Origin of the sequence: Paenibacillus paridis (assembly GCF_006345825.1) — a bacterium.
GTDB classification, from domain to species: domain Bacteria; phylum Bacillota; class Bacilli; order Paenibacillales; family Paenibacillaceae; genus Pristimantibacillus; species Pristimantibacillus paridis.
This window is the reverse complement of sequence record NZ_VCIX01000092.1, coordinates 2,273,776-2,294,107: the sequence shown is the minus strand read 5'-3', so window position 1 is coordinate 2,294,107 and position 20,332 is coordinate 2,273,776. Positions and strand designations below refer to the sequence as shown.

The following is a 20,332-nucleotide window of genomic DNA, read 5'->3' as shown; positions in this document are numbered from 1 at the left end:
CTTCATCCTTGTATCGATATAATTATAGCGAAAAGCAAAGATCATAGGAAAGTGGGGGAAAAAGATTATGACAACGCCAACAGCACGCATGTTTGAAAAAGGAAATTATACTTACGCCTATACGGAGTTACCAGGGTCCAACCTCGGATACGCTTGGCGGGACGGCATGGTCAGTGGCAACGGTGAGAACGGTTATATTACGTCAGGCGCACCGTATTCGGATAGCTTCATCTTTCAATATATGTGGTTCAACTATCCATCCAAAGATCCTAGATTTATTCCTAATGAATTAACGGAACAGCTTGAAGATGCGAGATGGAACGTTTTTAATCAAAACGACCAATGGAAGATTAAGGATGAGAACGACTCGACGCGAATTAGAACATTTTACTACAGTTATCATCCTGGACATCAGCTTCGGTTAAGCTCGACAAATAGAGGAAGTGTATCCGGCTATGAGCGCTGGACGAATTATGAGACGGCGGAGACGGGCGTGCGTTACACCGATGAATACGGGATTTGGATTCGAACCTCCTTCACTTCTAGGACAGACAATGTATCCATAACGAAGATAGAGAAAGCTTCAATAGGTTCTAAAATTAATATGATGATCTCTATCGATGATATATCGAATATGAGTCGTGCCCAAAACGGCACCTCTGAGGTATCAGCGCTACAATACAAGAAGCTGGTAGATACACAGGCGGAATATATCGCACAAGTTGCGCATTACCCTTCCTATCCGGGCAGTGAGCTTCGTAACGCAGGATATGCGGGGTTAACACAGGTACTCGTAGTGAACGGTACCAAGAAAAGAGTGCTGCTCGCTGAAACGAATGAAATAATGAACGTTGGCAGTGAGCAGAACCCAGCAATTCAAATTATAGAAGCCGATGCCGTTTATCTCATTACACAATCCAATCGAACTTATGAGATGGGCAGAATTGAAGATTTTGCCGAACAGGCCGAATACGCTCTGGTTGAGCAGTTGTTCCGGCATACGAATGCTGTCGCTCAGAAGTATATTGATCCTCAAGGCGGTTTTGATTATGAAGCAGCCCTTGCTCCCCATGCCGAGCAGCATGCTGCTGAATTTAATGCCATCGGTTTCTCGTTAGCCGGTGATGACTCTGATAAGCACGCGGATAATCTTACGCTAATTCATACCCAACAAGCGACGTTATCGAGAATTAATCATGCTTTTATGGAGCAAGTTTACAACCAGGGCAGATATGCGATGATATGCTGCAGCGGCTTAAGCGCGCCTCGCTTATATGGTATGTGGACCGGCGAATGGAATCCGGGCTGGCGCGGCATTTACACCCTTGACGCAAATGTGAACTTGCAGGTTGCGGCCATGAATACGGGGAATATGACGCAGGCGCAGCTTGGATACATCACGTTTTTCCTACGGAATACGCCGGACTTCGCCTACAATGCACGCATGGCTTACGGGATGCATGATGCTATTCAGGTGTCCGTCAACTCTGATGGTGACCGCGGCATGCATGTGGAATATGACAACGATTACCCGTTTGAGTATTGGAATGCCGGCGCAAGCTGGTGCCTTCTACCGATTTATGAATACTGGCAATGTTACGGGAATAAGCAAATCCCAATTGTAGATGCGATGAGAATTCATGAGTTGCAATCATTGCTCAGCGTCCATGACGGGGGACTTTCCGATGAGGATTTCTCTAATTTATTGCGAAGGGGACATTTGGAATTAGAGAAAGATATTTTGCTCCCACTCCTGACGAAGCAGGCTAATTTCTGGGAACAAATATGTACGCCTGAATACTACACAGACAAGAACGGCAACGCTTGTCATCAAAGCGGCAAAATAGCGTTAAATCCTGGCGAGAAATATATGATTATACCAACCTATTCGCCGGAAAATAATCCGATTGGTTATAACAGCACGATAACGGCTAATGCGACCATGGATATTTCGGCTGCTCGGGATGGGTTATTAATGGTAATGACAATGGAAAAAGCCGTAAAACGTGAAGGATATGAAGCTGCCATTGCCAAATGGGAGGTTCTCTTAGATCTGCTGCCTGATTATAAATATGACGCGGATGGCGCGTTGCGCGAATGGGCTATGAACGAATATACGGAAAATAATAACCACCGCCATTTGAGCCACCTATATGTGGCATGGCCTGCTTATGAAACGCAGAACAATAAAGCGCTTGCGAAAGCAGCGAAGATTGCGCTCGACAATAGAGATAAATACAATACGGGGGATGCTACGGCGGGACATGGCTGGATGCATAAGGCTCTCGTTAGCGCAAGGCTTAAAGGAGGCAACGACGTTATCGCTTCGCTACTGCCCATGATGACACATGCTGGTTATTACCCGTCTTTAATGACTGACCATGATACAAATCGAAGAAGTCATTGCTATTGTACGGATACATCATTTGGCGTCGTAGCTTCAATTAATGAGGCGCTTCTATTTTCGAATACAGGCGAAATCGAGCTGCTTCCTGCATTGCCCTCCGATTGGCAATCGGGATCAATGGATGGCCTTATGGCAAGAACACAAGTGGAGGTTAAACACTTATCTTGGAATCTGTTAAACGGGACTGCTAAAGCTACATTGAAATCAAGAATTGAGGACAATACTATTCGATTAAGTGCCGGCATTCCGTGGATGAGAGCCATCGTTAACGGCGAGGAAGTTCAAGCGCATGAAGATGAAATGGGCAAGTATGTTACGTTAACGCTAAGTGATGAAGTAGATATTACGGTAGAATTTATTTAGAGTAATTCCTTATATAGAAACAACCCGACTGCAGAAACGCAGTCGGTTATGAAGAACGATCGTACTTTTGCGATGTATTTAACAAGAAGACAGTTTTCTCCTACAGAATTAAGAAAAAAGTTCCAAACCTAATTATAAACGTCTGGACTCCGTAGGCGTACATCCAAATGTACGCCTATATAATCGGTTGAAATACACACACTCCATACCTGCCGCAGCAGCTGCATGACGGACCGTCATACCCGGATTGTCAATCAGCATGAGATGCGCGGTTTGCAGACGAAGTGCCTGCAAATATTGCAGCGGAGTTTGACCGGTTTGTTGTTTGAACAGACGGGTCAGCTGTTTAGGAGAATAACCTGCCCGAGAAGCCAGTTCGGTGACGCTAATGTTGCGATTCAAATGGTCATGGATAAAACGAAGGGCATTGTCCACAATATTGTCCTTCAAGGTGCGGGATGATATCGGAACAGGCAAAGGGTTAGGATTATTACTGTGCATTTGTTTGAGAATTTCAATACATAACGAAAATAACCCCTCTATTGCTGCCCAAGGATCGTATGCAGGACCGGAGTGACGCCAGATTCTATCTATTAAAGAATAAAAAGGAGTTAGATTGTTTAGCTTACCGACAAATGATTGTCCTTTGAATCCCCAGCTTGATAGGACTCCGCCTTCATTCTCCAAGTATGTGGCATATCCGACATGCCAGTTCTCCTCGCCAATTGGCATATATTCATTTGGCAGGTTGGCCGGAATAAAGAGGAGTGAGCCAGGCTCAAGAATCTTCCAAGACTGGCCAAGCTGGCGGAACTTGCCTGTTCCACTGAATGTGATAAGAACTTGTGGAGCAGAGAAGCCCTCTAGACGTGTTATGGAAATTTGCCGATCCATTCCAACCGTGTAGACTCGAATGGGCAAGCCGTCTGCAAGGCTAAGAGAAACGTTGCTCCTCAAAGGTAAGCACTGCAATGAACACACCACCTAATGTCTGTTTTGTATTATATATGACTCTACCTTAAGAGTCTTATATGTCTTATATGAAATAATAATTTATATAATCGAGAGATTCAAGTGAAAATAGAGATGTCCATTTTGTACTATTACATGTCTCTATTGGAATCTATCTGCTGAGGTCTTGTACCGATATAATCGGATTAAACCATGAGCAGAGGAGACTACATATGCTATCAATTCAGAAATACTGGGAAGATCCATCTATTCTTCAAATTAATCGTGAGCCTGCAAGATCTTATTATATTCCCTATTCAAACGTGGAAGAGGCAGCAATTGGTCGACGAGGGCAATCACCCAGCTATCGGACTCTTAACGGTAACTGGAAATTTCAGTATCACTCTAGTGTTAAGGAAGTTAGGGAGCCTTTCTATATGGACAAATGGGATACGAGCAGTTGGAATGATTTGCTTGTTCCCTCCTGTTGGCAGACCAACGGGTACGACCAAATGCATTATCTGAACTATCATTATCCAATCCCTAACGATCCTCCCTATGTACCGAACACTAATCCAGCCGGATTATATGTCCGTGATTTTCTACTGTCTGCAAATGGCGAGGGGAAGGAAAACTTTGTCGTATTTGAAGGCGTTAGTTCTTGCTTTTACTTATGGGTGAATGGTCATTTTGCTGGCTATAGTCAAGGCAGCCGGATGCCGGCTGAATTTAATATCCAATCCTACTTGCGTCCAGGGGTTAACCGTATGGCGTTAATGGTACTTAAGTGGTGTGACGGAACATACCTTGAGGATCAGGATATGTGGCGTTTTAATGGTATTTTCCGTGATGTGTATATGATTGCACGGGACAAGCAGCATATTCGCGATGTGTTTAACAAGCAGAACCATCAAGCAGATTTCTCCAAAGCTATTTTACAGTCAGAGATTGAAACAACCGGAGTACTTGAGGTAACTGCGGAATTGAAGGATTCGAAAGGAGTCTCCATTGCCAAGAGCAAGTCTGTTATCGAAGGCTCTGGAACAATAGAGCTTGAGGTGAAACAGCCTGACCTTTGGAGTGCTGAAATGCCTAACCTGTATAAGTTGTTCGTTTCGGCAGGTAATGAAACATTGGTTTTCCAAGTTGGTTTTCGCCAGGTAGAGGTTAAAGACAGTGTATTCCTCCTAAATGGAAAAGCGGTAAAGCTTAAAGGTGTCAATCGCCATGATTCGCATCCAGAATTGGGGCACACGGTCCCTATGAAAGCCATGATTGAGGACCTGCTTGTTATGAAGCAGCACAATATCAATACGATTCGTACCTCCCATTACCCAAATGATCCTCGCTTTCTGGAGCTGTGTAATGAGTATGGTTTTTATATTATGGATGAAGCAGATCTTGAATGCCATGGTACCGGTCAGTCCGGTGAATTCAAGAACGGTTCCTTTCATTTTCTTTCCGCAGATCCTGATTGGCTTGAAGCGTTTAAAGAGCGGGCTGTTCGAATGGTTGAAAGAGATAAGAATCAGCCTTCAGTTGTCATCTGGTCCATGGGAAATGAATCGGGTTACAGCTTGAACCATATCGCAATGGCCAAATGGACAAGAGAGAGAGATGCGTCACGCCCGGTTCATTATGAATGCACGGCACCTGAAATGAAGGGACATTCGGACATTTCTTGTTTGGACATGAAAAGTAAGATGTATGCGTCCGCAAAGGATTTGGAAGTCTACGCTCAAAATGAGAATAACAAGATGCCAATGTTTCTATGCGAATACAGTCATGCGATGGGGAATAGCTCAGGGGATCTGAAGGATTATTGGGATGTTATTTATAAATATCCCAAGCTGATGGGCGGCTGTGTATGGGAATGGAGCGACCATGGGATGCTGGCTAAGACAGCGGATGGAAGGACTTATTATGCCTACGGTGGTGACCTTGGAGATCATGACCGCCCTCATGATGGTAATTTCTGTATCGATGGACTTGTCTATCCCGATCGTAGACCTCATACAGGATTGCTTGAGCTCAAGCAAGTCATTGCTCCGATTCGGGTGATAGCGGAGGAACTATCGAAGGGAAGCCTACAAATCGTTAATCTTTATGATTTTATTGATTTATCTCATGTTTCTCTTTTTTGGAAAGTGGAACTTGATGGTATCTTACAGGAACAAGGGCAAGTCTGGCAGCTAGAAGCACAAGCAGGCCAACAACAGGCAATCGTTCTGCCTTACAGCTTACCGAATACGTATGGTAGCAGTTATCTCACTTTATCATTTCGGCTTAATCAGGATACAGCTTGGGGAGGAGTTGGATATGAGATCGCCTTTGCGCAATTCGCGCTTCAAGAAAAGGCAGAGGAGAACGACTTTTCAAATCTGATTTGCAATAGAAAGGGTAATTCTTCTCTGACCGTTGTTGAAGAGAATGGCGTGTTAAGGGTAGATGGCCATGATTTCCGCTATGTCTTCTGTTTAGACCAAGGAACGCTCATAAGCATTCAGCGAAATGAACTTGAAATGCTGGATCGTCCCATAACCTATTCCATTTGGCGAGCTCCGCTGGATAATGATATGCATGCCGTTCGGAATTGGCGGGCAGAAGGTTATGACCGTGCGCAGACCAAAGTTTATGAATGCCATTGGGAGCAAACTAGCCCGTCATCTGTTGAGGTAAAGGTATATTTCTCCTTGGCAGCTTCGAACCGATATACGATTATGCGTGGTACAACGGTATGGCGTGTAGAGGCAGGAGGTTCCATTACATTGTCCACGGATGCTAAGATAAGAGACAAAGAGAGCTTTGTTTATTTACCTCGTTTTGGTTTCGAGATCGTCATGCCGCAAGGGAATAATGAAGTAGAATATTTGGGCTTTGGTCCCCACGAGAGTTATATCGATAAGAGGCACAGTGTCCGAATGGGGCGTTTTGTAAAAACGGTCCAGGAGCTCCATGAAAACTATATTATGCCGCAAGAAAATGGGTCCCGTTACGGGACGGAATGGGCTGTCGTATCCAACCGCTTAGGCATGGGGCTTCTATTCTGTTCGAAGCAAACGTTCTCATTTAATGCTTCCAAATACAGTATCAGTGACTTGGAGCAAGCGGCTCATGATCATGAGCTACAAGAGCGGGAGCAAACGTTTGTTCATGTCGATTACAAAATGAGCGGTGTCGGTTCGGCCTCATGTGGCCCTGAGTTGCTTGAGACGTACCAGCTTAAGGAGAAGAACATTCAATTCTCTATGACGATCTTACCCGTCTTTAAAGAAGATGAATTAATCTAAGCGCGATTTTTTTTATTGAGTATTTCATTGGGAGTTGGTGGATCATGAGAGACAAGCATCGGTTCATAAATGCAGGATTCCCAAGTCCGATCTATCCATTTTGATAACAGAAATTCCGGATTTATACCAATTTGCTACAAAGGGGAGGGATTCTTTGTGGCTACTGCAGATGAAGCTTTCAAGCTTTGGAAAGTCAGTCAGATGGAATATACACAAGACCAGCTATCTCGAAATAGAGGCAGGTCTTGTTTTTTTTGTCAGGAATGAAGATGATAGCAGATTAAAATAGTAGATTTTCAAGTACTGCCCAATGGGATTTCGCCTTCCATTCACTGAGCCATGAGCACATTCGATGGTCTGTATGGAGGACAACGACTTTTGGGGTGAGTAATTCAGCTGCCTGCCGATCACGGTCAAGATGAAGGTTGATTTTGAGAAATTTGAAATGCAAGTTACCCAACGCGGATAGTGTTAAGGGGAGCATATGGGCTTGAGATACTATGTGATTATTACATGGTGTTCTATGGTCAGCAGCGCTAGAATGTAAGGTTCTGTATATTGTTTATTTTTTAACTAAAATTATCCAATTACAGAAGAAAAACTTTTGTGATTGCATGCAAATCAGAAATAATGGCACTATTTCACAAAATTATATCACTCAATAAAAAAGCTAACTGTGCTAGAGTTGCTTTATTGTATGGAAGCATGCAATGAACGACCAAGGGAGCTGTGATGGCACGAAGTTGTAAGCGCATTCTAATATTAGTATGAAAGGATGGTAGGGATTTTGAAGCAAGTAAATTTATCTTGGTTAATGATTGTTTGTCTATGTACAATACTGCTTGTACCAACAACGGCAATGGCAGCGCCAGCGCCAGCTTCCCCTGAATTGCAGTTATCGGCGAATGAAGTGAAAGGTGAGGTTCAAATCAACATCTCAGGGACCAATTTCAATGATTTATATGCATTTGACCTGACACTGACCTTCGATCCGCTTCGAATGAAGTTGAAGAAATCCTCAAGTACGATGATGGGTTTCACCATTCCAGCTGTTATTAAAGGCAATTCAATTGCATTCGCCCATACCAAAACAGGCCCAGTCGAGGGCAATACAGGCAGTTTTTCTATCGCCGATTTAGTATTTGAACGAATTGGGGGCGGTGAAGCAAAATTCACACTAAACAAGGCTACACTTGTAGATTCTAAACTGCAATCAACCCTTCCTAAAATTAACCAAAATGTCAAAGTAGATGGTGGAGCGGGAGCGATTTTGTTTACTGACATATCCGGACATTGGGCCGAGAAAAATATCAAAGCTGCTGCGGAGCTTGGTTTTGTAAGCGGATACAAAAATAACCAATTCATGCCGAATCAACAAGTGACGAGAGCTGAGTTTGCTGCCATGCTCACCCGAGCGCTTAAACTTCCTGAAGGTTCAGAGCTGGTTTTCGCGGACACTGCACAAATACCCGAATGGGCTAAGCCTTATATTTCTTCTGCTGTTGCAGCCAAAGCGGTCAGTGGATACAACGACAATACGTTTCGTGCCAATCGTACTATCAGCCGAGCAGAAATGGCGGCAATGGTCGTAAGGGCAGCAACTCTGTATTCGAGTGAAGGGGGAGAGACGGGCTTCGCTGATGAAAGCGAGATTGCTGCATGGGCTAAGCTTTATGTTAAGAGCGCTGTAGATGCAGGAATTATTAAAGGGAAAGGGGACAATCGCTTTGCACCAAATGATCAGCTAACGAGAGCCGAAGCTGTCACGGTACTAATGAATGTACTTAACAAAATGGCGCAATAGCAACGTGTTTTAAATTGAAGCATCGAAATGAGCAATTATAGTAAGATTCATGACTAATAGGGAGGTACAAGCATGTTGTTAAAAAAAGTAAAGTTTACTAGATTTGTAGCGGTTGTAACAGCAGCTGTCATGCTCATCACATCATTGACGCTGCCGGCCGCGGCAGCAAAAGATCAGTCACAAGCGACAGCATCAGTTATCAAGACACAACCAGATATTATCAGAACGACGAGTGCAAGTGGAATCGTTCATCCATCTGCAGGCTTGAACGCTGATTCGCTTGAGCTGATGCAAGAGAAGATTGCTATCGGCGCAGAACCGTGGTTGAGCGCTTTTGATAATTTCCGGAGAACGCCTAGTGCTTCGCTTGATTATGATGTGCGCAACAAGAGTAAAGTTGATCCTACACAACCTGCCTACACAAAAATTGATAACGATGCCAAAGCGAAGGAAGCCAAAGTTGATGCCGCCGCGGCATTTAGCCATGCGGTCATGTGGACGGCAACAGGCGACGAAAGATACAGAGCTAAAGCGATGGAGGTTATTCGTCTATGGTCGCAAATCGACCCCACAAACCCGGTCGGGTTCTATGATTCACATATCAGTATGGGCGATGCGATGCAAAATATGGTACGAGCAGCTGAACTGCTCCGTTATACGAATTCGGATGAAGAAAGCGTCTGGAATTGGACGGATCAGGATACCACCCGTTTCATCGATAATTTCTTGATGGCTTTTAATGAAGGCTCTTTCTACCGGAGCAATAGCCGATGGATGAATCAGCATGGCATTAATACGTCGGCATTCATGATGGCTGCTATTTTCTCTGACAATATGGATTGGTACAAGGAAGCGGTAGAATGGGCAACTACGAACAAAACCGCTGAATTCAGAGGCAAGTCAGGGGATATTTTTAACCAAATCAGATTTATGACCGTGGACGAGAAAACAGGAGAGCCTGTCGAGCCCCATGTACAGCTTATTGAAATAGGCAGGGATATCGGTCATGCTTCCATTAACGTGGATTTATTGGCTCAGATCGCGTTCATGACGAAGGTACAGGGTACAAAGGTTGATTCAGATCCCGCATCGGCGACATTTGGCGAAGTAACGGACCAAGCTGGAGGTAAAGATTTATTTGAATTTCTTGATGACCGCATATTGGCTGGGGCCAACTATTTAGCCGAATATGACTTGGGATACGAGGTTCCGTTTACGAGGGCCAATACGAATTCGGGTGTGATAGGCGAAGCCTTAGACACCAATTATTTTACTACAGTAAGCGATAATGGCCGTGGTCTGAATACAGCGGGTGAATATGTTTATGGCTACTACCTTCATCATAAAGAGACGAAGCTAAACGGAACGGAAGACAAAATTAAATTTTTGAATGAGCTGATTACCAAATCAGGCGGTTTGGGAGCATCAACGGGGTATGTGTTGATGTACGGTACTGCAGATCTTGCTACTGGTGTAGTGAAGGGCGCTCCACAACCGCTTGAGCAGCCAACCTATGCCGAAACGAAAGCTGCCTATGACAGACAACAAGCGTATGATTTCCTTGGTAGAAGCTCTAGTATCAGCACGAATACATACCAGGATGTGGATGGCATGCGTTCGGTACTTTACGATGTTCGTTATGCGGATAATTTCACATGGTACGATCTGGATGTGGAAGAAAGCTTCAATACAATCACGATGCGTACGGCCAGCAACTCGAGCGTCGGCACCAAGATTGATGTCGTTTTGCTTGATAACGTCGCAGGAATAGACCGTACTAAGGTGACGCTTGACAATGTAAAGGCGGGTAAATTGCTAGCTACTTTACAGGCACCGAACACAGGCTGGTGGACGAATTACGCAACCATATCCGGTAAGCTAAGCGAGCCGCTGTCGCAAGGCAAGCACTTAATCGCTTTCAAATACTACGGTAGTGCGAATGCGCTTAGCTACCAAATTGCGTTCGACTGGTTCGCTCTGTCCAACCATTTCGCAGGTGTCGAGAACGAGGCAGCTAGAGCGGATGTATTGGCTAATGGAGCAAGTGTAACGCAAGAAGGCGTTGAGATGACTAACGGCGCATCGATTTCATTTAATCGGATGAATTTTGATAGCGGTAACAACAATGCGGAGTTCAATGTCAAGACAACAGATGCGACTGGGAAAATCAGCATGTACAGCGGTGTAAACAAAATCGCCACTTACAGCTTGCTTCACACACAGGGCTCTTTCCTGAAAGTGACGGCGGAAATTCCAACTGAAGACATTGGCAAAATTACCGGAATTCAAGATATTACCTTGAAATACGAAGGTACGTCGCCGATTGTATTAAAAACGTACAAAAACGTAGAGCGTGACCGCCTCGTAGCGGTTGAAACGGGAAACAAAGCGATTCAAATCGAAGATCAGGCGATCCCTATGAGAGGTGATTTCACGCTTGGTACTGAAGGTGAGCACGTATACGTCAAGGTTTCCCATGGCTCCGTGCTGTATTTGAGCAAGGGAGCGCTGCAGACCGACAGAACGAAGGACAGCTATGTGGCCTTTATGGTTAAGTCTGATGCAGTCTCAAAGCTTCTTTTGCAAAGAACCTCTGTATCAGTGCCGTTTGCAACCATGACGGTTCCGAATACGCATGGAGAATGGGCGAAGGTCAGCTTTAATATTGCTCAGCAATATGTCAATGTACTCGATTATCCAACTAATCTGAGAAGTGTTTTCTTAGCGATTGAATCGCCATCGGCGGATGCTGAAGTGCTGCTTGATAGCTATGAGCTGGATCCGGGGAATCTGCCTCCGTCCATTAGTTTAACCTCCGAAGCCAATATGACGCTTAATGCCGTGACCCTTATGGCGAATGGAGAAGCTGTAAATGTCCATGTTGCCGTTCAGGACGGAGATTCGGTCCATGTTGATCTCTTTCATGACGGCATCAATTTTGTAGAAACCAACTTTGATGGTAAAAATGGCGGGGTAGCGACCATTGATCCATCAGGAGTGACACCAGGCCTCTATACGCTGGTCATTACGGCTAAGGATGACAGCGGTAATTATACGGTCAAATCGCTTAAGGTTGAAGTGCTTGACAGCAGCAGCTATATTGACAATCTGATCAAGCAATCAGGTACCGAAGAAAGACTTGTTGATTTATATTTGGAACACAAAGAAGTATATGATCAGCTGGTTACAGCGCAAGCTTTAGCGAAAAGCGCACCATCAGCAGCAAGCATTGGTCAGTTGAAGGAAGCGATTAGCCTAGTCATAAATACACTTCCATCCTATACGAAAATCAGAGTGAACTACAGCACGAATGGTACAGCCAATGTCACGGCTAACTCGGATATGCTTTCTTTCTATCTGGATGGAACGGCGACGAATGCAGGTACAAAAATTGGTGGAACAGGAGCAATTAGTTCGACTAATTGGAATACGTACACGAATAGTGACTGGATCCCCTTGAATCAGCCTATTTCTGGAAAACACACTTTAAAGCTGGTCTGGGCATACCCTGCCAATGTGCGTTCCATTGAATTGTCGAATACGGATGAAAGCCATAAAATTAAATATGACGCCCTGTCTGCATCTGATCTAAGCAGTACTCTTAAGTATCAGCCGGCGATTACAAATGGGGTGGAGGGTTATACGATTTCTGATACTGCAGCATTAAGCTGGGCTGTTTACTCCGGCTTGCAGCTTGATCCGCAGCTTGTATACACAGCCTATCCGTACAAAGGTGTATTCGGGGACGGCGTTGATTTCTCTATTCGCCCAGAGATGATTAAGGCTCTAGAAGCAGCAAAACCATATGTGGATCAGAAAGAGAAAAATGCAGGCAAGAAGCTGAATCATCTGATCGAGCTGTATAAAGAAGCGCTGGAAATGACTAAGGCACCGAATTACAGCAGTGGAGGTGTTGTGCTCACTAGTGAGGTTGCTGCAAGCTTTACAACTTCACTGTTGAACGCTCTTGCTGAGGTTAAAGCTGGAGCAGAGCCTGCAAGAAAGGGCTATAGCCTATCGCCAGTAAATGACTTTTATGTTCGTGCAGGCGGAAGCAACGGCAATATGACCTTCAAGGAAACCGAACTTGTTGTTGGAGGCGGCCGCGAAGGAATGGTGAAGTTCGATTTGTCCCACCTCGACGCCAACAGCAGAATTGTAGGTGCAACCTTAAGGCTGTATAAAACATACGGCCCGAACTCGGTCATCCTATTCTCCAGCATTGCTGATCATTGGGGAGATACGACAACATATAATAACAAACCGGAAACCGGCGCTGAATTTGCACGATTTAATTCCAATGGGTTAGGCTTCTATTACGTGGATATGACCCAAGCGGCTAGCGACGCGAAGGAGAGTGACGGAATCTTTTCCTTCCATATGAACCGTTCTGCTGCTCAGAATGCCAATCAATATGGAGCGAGCAGATATGATAACCCGAATTATCGCATCGCTTTAATTGTAACGACTGAAACGCTAGCTGTTCTGGATAAAGAGTCTTTAATAACTTTAGTAGGAACAGCAAAAGCGACGAGCAGCGAGTCATACACGGCAGTTTCTGTTGCTGCGCTTCAAACAGCGATTGCAGCAGCAGAGTCTGCATTAGCAAACAGCTTGACGCAGCAGCAGTTGGATGCTGCACAAGCTTCGCTGCAAGCAGCCATGGAAGGCCTGCAAGTGAAAAACACAGTGGTACTAAACGGTCCTACTTCGGCCTTTGCGGGACAAACAATCGAATGGTCAGTTAGCTTGGAGGCGGTGGAGCTCCCATCTGATTACAAGACGATAAAAGCCGTTGTGAAATATGACCCAGCTAAGATTGAATTTGCTTCAATTGTCGATGACAATGGCACGCCGGACAATTCCGAGGATGATATTGTTATGCTCGATGAACAGGCCTATGCGCTAAATAGTACTAAGCAGTCATTGATCGGCAGCGCCATTAAGCCGGAAACTGGAGAAATTCTTCTCTTGCTTACAAATAATGAAGAATGGTCAGATGGTGAACTACTCAAGCTGAAAGGCCGAATACTGGCGAATGCAGAACCGGGCGCGGCGACTGTATCGATAACTGAATTTACATCTGCGGGTACGGATAATGAGGCAGCTTTCCATGTCGAGCAAGCGGTCCATGGTATCGCAGTTGGCGTAGATAAAACAGCATTGAATGCTCTCATCGCAACCGCAACTCAGTTTCATGCACAAGCAGTGGCAGGATCGCAGCCTGGGCAATATCCGCAGAGCGCGAAAAATTCGCTGCAAGCGGCGATTGAAGCTGCGCAAGCGGTCAATGAGAATGCAGCAGCAAATCAAGTTGCTATTACTGCAGCCATAAGCGTATTGCAGTCAGCTGTTCAAACGTTTCAGAATGCGGTCACTCCGTATCCGCCAATTGAACCTGTGAATAAAGCAGCGTTGCAAAACGCTATTACTTCAGCAGAGAATCGTTATAGCAAGACGGTTGAAGGTAACAAGGTAGGCCAATATCCACAGGCTGCCAGAGGGGCATTTAACAGTGTCATTGCAGCAGCGAAGAATGTGCTGAGTAGCGGCAGTACGACTCAGGCTCAGGTTAATCAGGCTGTTACTGATCTCAACCATGCGCTACAAACCTTTAACTCTACAATTGTGTCGCTTGTGAACGGGGCAACAAGTATTTCGATACGCGATCTCTCCATCATTGCCAAATACTTTGGCGTGAAGCAAGGGGATGCAGGCTGGTCTGATATTGAGAAAGCGGATCTTACTGGAGAAAATGAAATTAACATCGTGACCCTTGCAGCAGTCGCACGGTTGATTATTGCCGATTGGTTGGCAGTAGAGTAGCATAAATCAGTTGAGGAGTTGTCAGGCGGGCAGTTATAGCTGCTGCCTGACAGCTCCCTTTTTGCGTTCAAGCAGAGGCGTCCAGGGGCATCATAAACATCCAAAAAAACAGCAATAGTACCTAGAGAAATGGCATTCAACCCAAATAAGCCCTATGATACCATAGGTCTATAGAAACATAAGGACAAAGGAGCAAGGGAAGGTGGCACAACTGGAAACCATAACACATCAAGTAACGCTGCAGAAGAAAACACAAAAAAAGAAAGGTATTATTCATTCACTAGTTCATCAACGGACCTATTGGATTATGCTGATCCCGTCTTTTATTTTTTTCATTCTATTCGCATATCTTCCGATGATTGGCGTATACATCGCCTTTACGCGCTATGATTATGGCGCAGGCATCTTCGGAAGCAAGTTTATCGGATTTCAAAATTTCGAGTATTTGTTTGGGGTAGGTACGGAAGGCGGTTTCTGGAGCTCGCCGATTTGGATGTTGACGCGCAACACGCTCCTGTATAACCTAGCTATCCTACTGCTCGGTACAGCCTTACAGGTAGTGGTAGCGATCACATTGAAGGAATTGCCTAGCAAGAAGTTTAGGAAATCGGTTCAAACCGCGATGTTTCTGCCTTACTTTATTTCATTCGCAGTCGTTGGTGTCATAGCCTACAACTTGCTTAGTACGCATGGTTTCATCAATACCTTCCTGACAAGCATTGGTGTGGATACGGTCAACTTCTATCAGGAGCCTCAATATTGGCCATATATTATCGTCTTGTTCGCGATTTGGAAAGGACTTGGCTACGGTACAGTCGTCTACTTCGCAGCTCTTTCGGGATTTGATGAAAGCGTCTACGAGGCAGCCCATATCGATGGAGCTACCTTGATGCAGAGAATTATGCACATTACGCTGCCATTGCTCCGCCCAACCATTATTATTCTGACGCTGTTCTCGCTAGGAGGCATTCTCAAGGGACAGTTCGACTTGTTCTATAATCTCGTACGCGACAACAGTCTGCTCTTGCCAACGACGAATATTATCGATTTGTTCGTGTATCGAGCAGTCGCGATTAGTCCAAATATCGGACTTGGAAGCGCAGCAGGCTTCTACCAGTCGCTCTTCGGTCTTGTCCTGGTCGTTCTCGTCAACTGGGTTGTTAAAAAAATTGAACCTGACAACGCATTGTTCTAAAGGTAGGAGGAAATGATGATGTCTCAAGCCGCAGCTTCAAAAACAAAAATCAAAACCGAAAAAACCGCTATTTTATTTTATACGATTGGTTTCGTCGTGATCGGCCTGCTTGCTCTGGCGTGCCTGCTTCCGTTCATCCTGGTCATTTCAGGCTCGCTGAGCAATAACGCAATTATATCAGCAGAAGGCTACTCGCTATGGCCGAAAGGCTTTACGACTTACGCGTATCAGACCATATTCGAGAATGCCAAAACTATCATTAATGCCTATACGATTACCGTACTGGTTACAGTGGTCGGTACAGTTATCGGTGTCGTTACGATTGCCATGACCGGTTTTGTTTTGTCGAGACCTGACTTTCAGTATCGTTATGGATATTCATTCTTCCTATATTTCACCACACTGTTCAGCGGAGGACTGATCCCTTGGTACATTATCAATACGCAAGTGCTTCATTTGAAAAACAGCATTTGGGCACTGATTCTGCCAAGCGTAATGAATGCCTTTTTTATCTTCCTGTTCAAAAACTTTATGCGCGCCATTCCACATGATTTAGTTGAATCAGCAAGAATTGACGGAGCAAGCGACTTTCGAATCTTTAGTCAGATTATGATGCCGCTCGCGAAACCGGCGATTGCTACAATTGCGTTGTTTACAGCACTTCATTACTGGAATGACTGGTTTACCGCTTCCTTGCTCATTACAGAGGAGGACAAGCATCCACTTCAATTCCTGTTGTTCCGTATTTTGTCCAGCGCTTCTGTTGTTGTTGATACAAGCGTTATTCGTGAAGAGGCGCTTCCAAGCGAAACGATGAAGCTGGCGATGGCTGTTATTACGACAGGACCGGTGCTGTTGTTCTATCCTTTTGCACAGAAATATTTTGTAACAGGTCTAACGATTGGCGGAGTGAAAGGCTAATGTAGTATGTTATTTGTACCCTTGTGCAAATTGACATAAATAAACACAATTATTTTTTAGGGGGAACGTACATGCAATCTTTGAAACGCATCACGATCATGTGCTTGATGGCTGCCTTGTTTGTAACCGTATTTGCGGCATGCAGCAGCAATGGCAACAATAAGTCTACTAACGCGCCTACTAACGCAGGTGGCACTGAAGCTTCAGCAGAGCCAACAGATGCGCCGGTTAAGGATCTAGGCATTGTTAAGGTCGTTAACATGGGAGACAAACCGGTTATTGATCTGGACAAAGAATACTACCCTATTCTTGATGAGCTGACTGCACAATGGGGCATCAAGCTGCGGGTTGAATATGTGCCTTGGGGTCAAGAAATGACGACGCTGCAAACTCGTATTGCAGCTGGCGACATCGACCTGATTACGATTGGTCCTTGGTCAAACTACGCAACACTGGCAGCATCCAACGCTTTCTATGATTTGAACAAAGTGATCGATCAAGCACCGAAGCTGGCCGAGAAATTTGGTGGAGCTGATGGCTTGAAAAAGCTTGAGATTGCTGGCAAGCTTAACTACATTCCGCAATTTAGCGGCAAAACGAACGTTACTACAAATGGATTCCTATACCGTGTTGATCTGGCTGAGCAGTGGGGTGTGAAACCTGTTACGGATCTGGAATCACTGAACGCTTACCTTTACAAAGCAAAGGAAGAGCTTAAAAAGCCAATCATTCAAGGCACACCGGACAGCAGCGGTATCGCTGGGAGAGCGCTTGGTATGTATATGGATGTAACGGGTGACGCTACTGCAGGTATCAGCGCGATTGCGTCCAAACAAAGTGATCCATTCAACTCCGTGTTCTTGTTCGAGCAGCCTGAGTATTTGGAAGCACTGAAACAAGCAAAACAATGGTATGATGACGGTATTTCCGACCCAGATATTTTGAACTCTAAAGCTGACCCTGGTATTATGATGCAAGATGGCTTGCTGCCTGCACATTTCTTGAATCACTTCTCGGCAGCCAAAGTTAATATTATCCCTCCTGCCATGAACAAGCTGAATGGCGGAGAAGCGGATGCGGATGCGGCGAATCCGAAAGGCATTAAATTTGGCTTCCTCCCTTACGTAACAAGTACTGGTAAACTACTTACTGCGAACATGGGCAATACGACTGGCGTAGCAATCGGTGTTAACACAAGCGACGAGAAAGCAGCAGCTATTATCAAGTTTATCGAAGCTGTACACACAGACAAAGAGTTCTTTGATAAGTTCCAATATGGCAAGGAAGGCGTAAGCTATGTTTCTTTCCCAACTGATGCTACAGTTGACTTCGGTACAATTCCTGCAGAGAAGAAAATGTATCGAAAAATGAGTACTGGCTTCACGAACAATGATATGGCGCGTACCGAACAAATTCGTTATAAGGATCTGGCAGCGGATTTGACAACCATGCAAAATAATCTGGATTCTCTTGCTGTAGATAATCCGCTTAATGGTTTTATCTTCAATCCTGAGAAAATCCAAAACCAATTGCTTGCAGTAAATGACGTTCTTGCGGCAACTAGCGCGACTCGTTCCGGTATTACTGGCGGCAAATCGATTGAAGATGCTTTGGCTGATATGAATAAAAAGCTGAAAGCTGCTGGCCTTGATGCGATCATTGACGAAATGAACACCCAATTGCAAGTTTTTAAAGAAAAGGTAGGAGCTTAATATCTGTATACTCTCAGAAGCAGCGCTTCCCTTGCGGGGCGCTGCTCTTTGGGGGGTTTCTCGCATAAACAGAAGGAGGAGGCTGTAATGAAGGTCCTTATTACTATTTTTCGTCGCAGCTTGTTTGTGAAATTCACCTTTTCCTTCATTCTAGTCGGACTTGTACCGATAGCGGTTATGGGCTATTTGGCCATGAATATGATTACATCCCAAGCTCAGCAGTATACCATGAATAATTTGAACCAGATGATTATTAATCTATCCGACAATGCAGAGAAGAAGTTTACGGAATTCAATACTATTTCCAAACTTATGTATACGAATAACGATTTGTACGAGCAGCTTTATCAATCGCTCACGATGGATTCCGATTATCAAGGCTACGATCATAGCGTAGCTGTCAATGACTATCTCAAGACGTTAATGAGTACCAATCCATATATCCAAAATGCTTTTTTTGTGAATCGTTATACGAATGAATTGTACACTCAGAGCCGAAATACGCTTCGGTTCGAATCGAATCAATTTTTATGGCGCAAATGGAGTAGGGCTTTTGATGAAAGTCCGAAGCATATACATTTTATTCCGACACATCCTGAAACCTATTACGCCGGCTCTAATAGCAGCGTTTTTACATTTGGCAGACAATTTATGAACAAAGCAATCTCCTTTAACCAAAATCCGGTCGCGATGGGGACACTGTTTTTTGACGTGGATCTGAAAGCGTTTGAGAACCTTTTCTCGGAAATACAGCTTAATGATGGAGAAACGGTTAATATCGTCGATGCTGAGGGCTTCATTATTTATTCCAGCAATCACGACCATAACGGCAAGCAGGTTAACGAAAAGATTGCTAATTCGAATGACTCTGATGTTCTCGTTCTGGAGCAGGAGATAGCCGGAACGGATTTCAAGCTAATGGGAGCTTTCCAGAAGCATGAGCTGTATTCCAGTCTGATTGTGATTCAGCAATGGACAAGCTTTATTGTTGCAGGCTGCATTCTTTTTCTGATTATGCTTGCCGTTATATTCTCGAAACGATTGTCGCGGCCGATTCGTGAGGTCATACGACAAATGGCTAAGGCAGAATCAGGAAATTTGGATTTGCACGTTCCGGTGCATTCCATTGATGAGGTTGGTCAGCTTGCTCGCAGCTTTAACCGAATGGCTGATCGGCTAAGCCAATTTATTAATGTTGCCTATTTGGCGGAAATCAAGCAGAAGCAGGCAGAACTTAACGCACTCAAGAGCCAGATAAGGCCACATTATCTTTATAATACGTTGGAGGTTATTCGCATGAGCGCCATTACGAATGATGATCGTCCGGTAGCCGATATGATTCATTCGTTGTCTCAACAGATGGAGTACGTGCTGGATTATGGTGAGAATTTGGTGTCCATCGGGGAGGAGCTTGAGCATGTTCATCATTATTTCAAGTTGATTCGCATCCGCACCGATGATATGATCCAGCTTGAGGTTGAAGGCCTTGATCAAATTGAGTCTTCTTGGCAAATACTCAAAATGTCAATCCAGCCGCTAGTAGAGAATGCTGTGCAGCATGGCATTTGGCCGTTATCCGGCAAAGGTAGAATCTGCATTGAGTTTCAGCTTCTGGATAGGCGTCATCTCTCTATTCGCATCATAGATGATGGAATTGGCATGCGCGAGGACAAGCTGTTTGAAGTACTGAGCAGCTTGAAGGAAGATACTGCCCCGCATCTACGCAAGCATGTAGGCTTGAAAAATGTACATGACAGGCTAAAGTCTCTGTTTGGTGAGGAGAGCGGGCTGGTCATTGAGAGTCGACTTAATATTGGAACGTCTGTACAGTTTACGCTTCCCCTATCGGAAGGAGGAAATTAG

Annotated in this window: 9 protein-coding genes; 8 read left to right on the top strand and 1 reads right to left on the bottom strand. The window is 44.7% G+C overall.

Annotated features, from left to right (window positions below):
• The first annotated feature begins 67 nt into the window (after positions 1-67).
• Positions 68-2,770, top strand: coding sequence for a glycosyl hydrolase family 95 catalytic domain-containing protein (locus FJQ58_RS31955; protein ID WP_139999893.1), 2,703 nt, complete (start codon positions 68-70; stop codon positions 2,768-2,770).
• Between the two features lie 132 nt (positions 2,771-2,902).
• Here FJQ58_RS31955 and FJQ58_RS31950 read toward each other — a convergent pair whose 3' ends face one another.
• A complete protein-coding gene (locus FJQ58_RS31950) occupies positions 2,903-3,742 on the bottom strand; it encodes a helix-turn-helix domain-containing protein (protein ID WP_139999891.1) in 840 nt (279 codons plus the stop codon).
• Positions 3,743-3,954: 212 nt separating this feature from the next.
• Between FJQ58_RS31950 and FJQ58_RS31945 the strand changes: the two genes are divergently transcribed.
• The 7 genes from FJQ58_RS31945 (at position 3,955) to FJQ58_RS31915 (ending at position 20,332) form a co-directional block, all read left to right on the top strand.
• Positions 3,955-7,011 carry a glycoside hydrolase family 2 TIM barrel-domain containing protein gene (locus FJQ58_RS31945; RefSeq protein WP_139999889.1) on the top strand — a complete coding sequence of 1,019 codons (3,057 nt, stop codon included), beginning with the start codon at positions 3,955-3,957 and terminating at the stop codon, positions 7,009-7,011.
• 787 nt (positions 7,012-7,798) lie between these two features.
• Positions 7,799-8,815, top strand: a complete 1,017-nt coding sequence (locus tag FJQ58_RS31940; RefSeq protein WP_162341909.1) for an S-layer homology domain-containing protein — start codon at positions 7,799-7,801, stop codon at positions 8,813-8,815.
• A gap of 72 nt (positions 8,816-8,887) precedes the next feature.
• Positions 8,888-14,641 (top strand): carbohydrate-binding protein, encoded by a 5,754-nt coding sequence (locus FJQ58_RS31935; protein WP_139999885.1) that lies wholly within the window; start codon positions 8,888-8,890, stop codon positions 14,639-14,641.
• Positions 14,642-14,843: 202 nt separating this feature from the next.
• Positions 14,844-15,836, top strand: a complete 993-nt coding sequence (locus tag FJQ58_RS31930) for an ABC transporter permease subunit (RefSeq protein WP_238404418.1) — start codon at positions 14,844-14,846, stop codon at positions 15,834-15,836.
• A gap of 18 nt (positions 15,837-15,854) precedes the next feature.
• The gene (locus tag FJQ58_RS31925; protein WP_139999883.1) at positions 15,855-16,757 is read left to right on the top strand and encodes a carbohydrate ABC transporter permease; all 903 of its coding nucleotides are present in this window, start codon (positions 15,855-15,857) and stop codon (positions 16,755-16,757) included.
• A 71-nt stretch (positions 16,758-16,828) separates the two neighbouring features.
• Positions 16,829-18,469 (top strand): extracellular solute-binding protein, encoded by a 1,641-nt coding sequence (locus FJQ58_RS31920; protein ID WP_139999881.1) that lies wholly within the window; start codon positions 16,829-16,831, stop codon positions 18,467-18,469.
• Positions 18,470-18,556: 87 nt separating this feature from the next.
• A complete protein-coding gene (locus FJQ58_RS31915) occupies positions 18,557-20,332 on the top strand; it encodes a cache domain-containing sensor histidine kinase (RefSeq protein WP_139999879.1) in 1,776 nt (591 codons plus the stop codon).

Coding starts and splice junctions, on each gene's coding strand:
- FJQ58_RS31920 (WP_139999881.1), top strand. CDS start 16,829: ATGCAATCTTTGAAACGCATCACGATCATGTGCTTGATGGCTGCCTTG.
- FJQ58_RS31935 (WP_139999885.1), top strand. CDS start 8,888: ATGTTGTTAAAAAAAGTAAAGTTTACTAGATTTGTAGCGGTTGTAACA.
- FJQ58_RS31925 (WP_139999883.1), top strand. CDS start 15,855: ATGTCTCAAGCCGCAGCTTCAAAAACAAAAATCAAAACCGAAAAAACC.
- FJQ58_RS31955 (WP_139999893.1), top strand. CDS start 68: ATGACAACGCCAACAGCACGCATGTTTGAAAAAGGAAATTATACTTAC.
- FJQ58_RS31915 (WP_139999879.1), top strand. CDS start 18,557: ATGAAGGTCCTTATTACTATTTTTCGTCGCAGCTTGTTTGTGAAATTC.
- FJQ58_RS31945 (WP_139999889.1), top strand. CDS start 3,955: ATGCTATCAATTCAGAAATACTGGGAAGATCCATCTATTCTTCAAATT.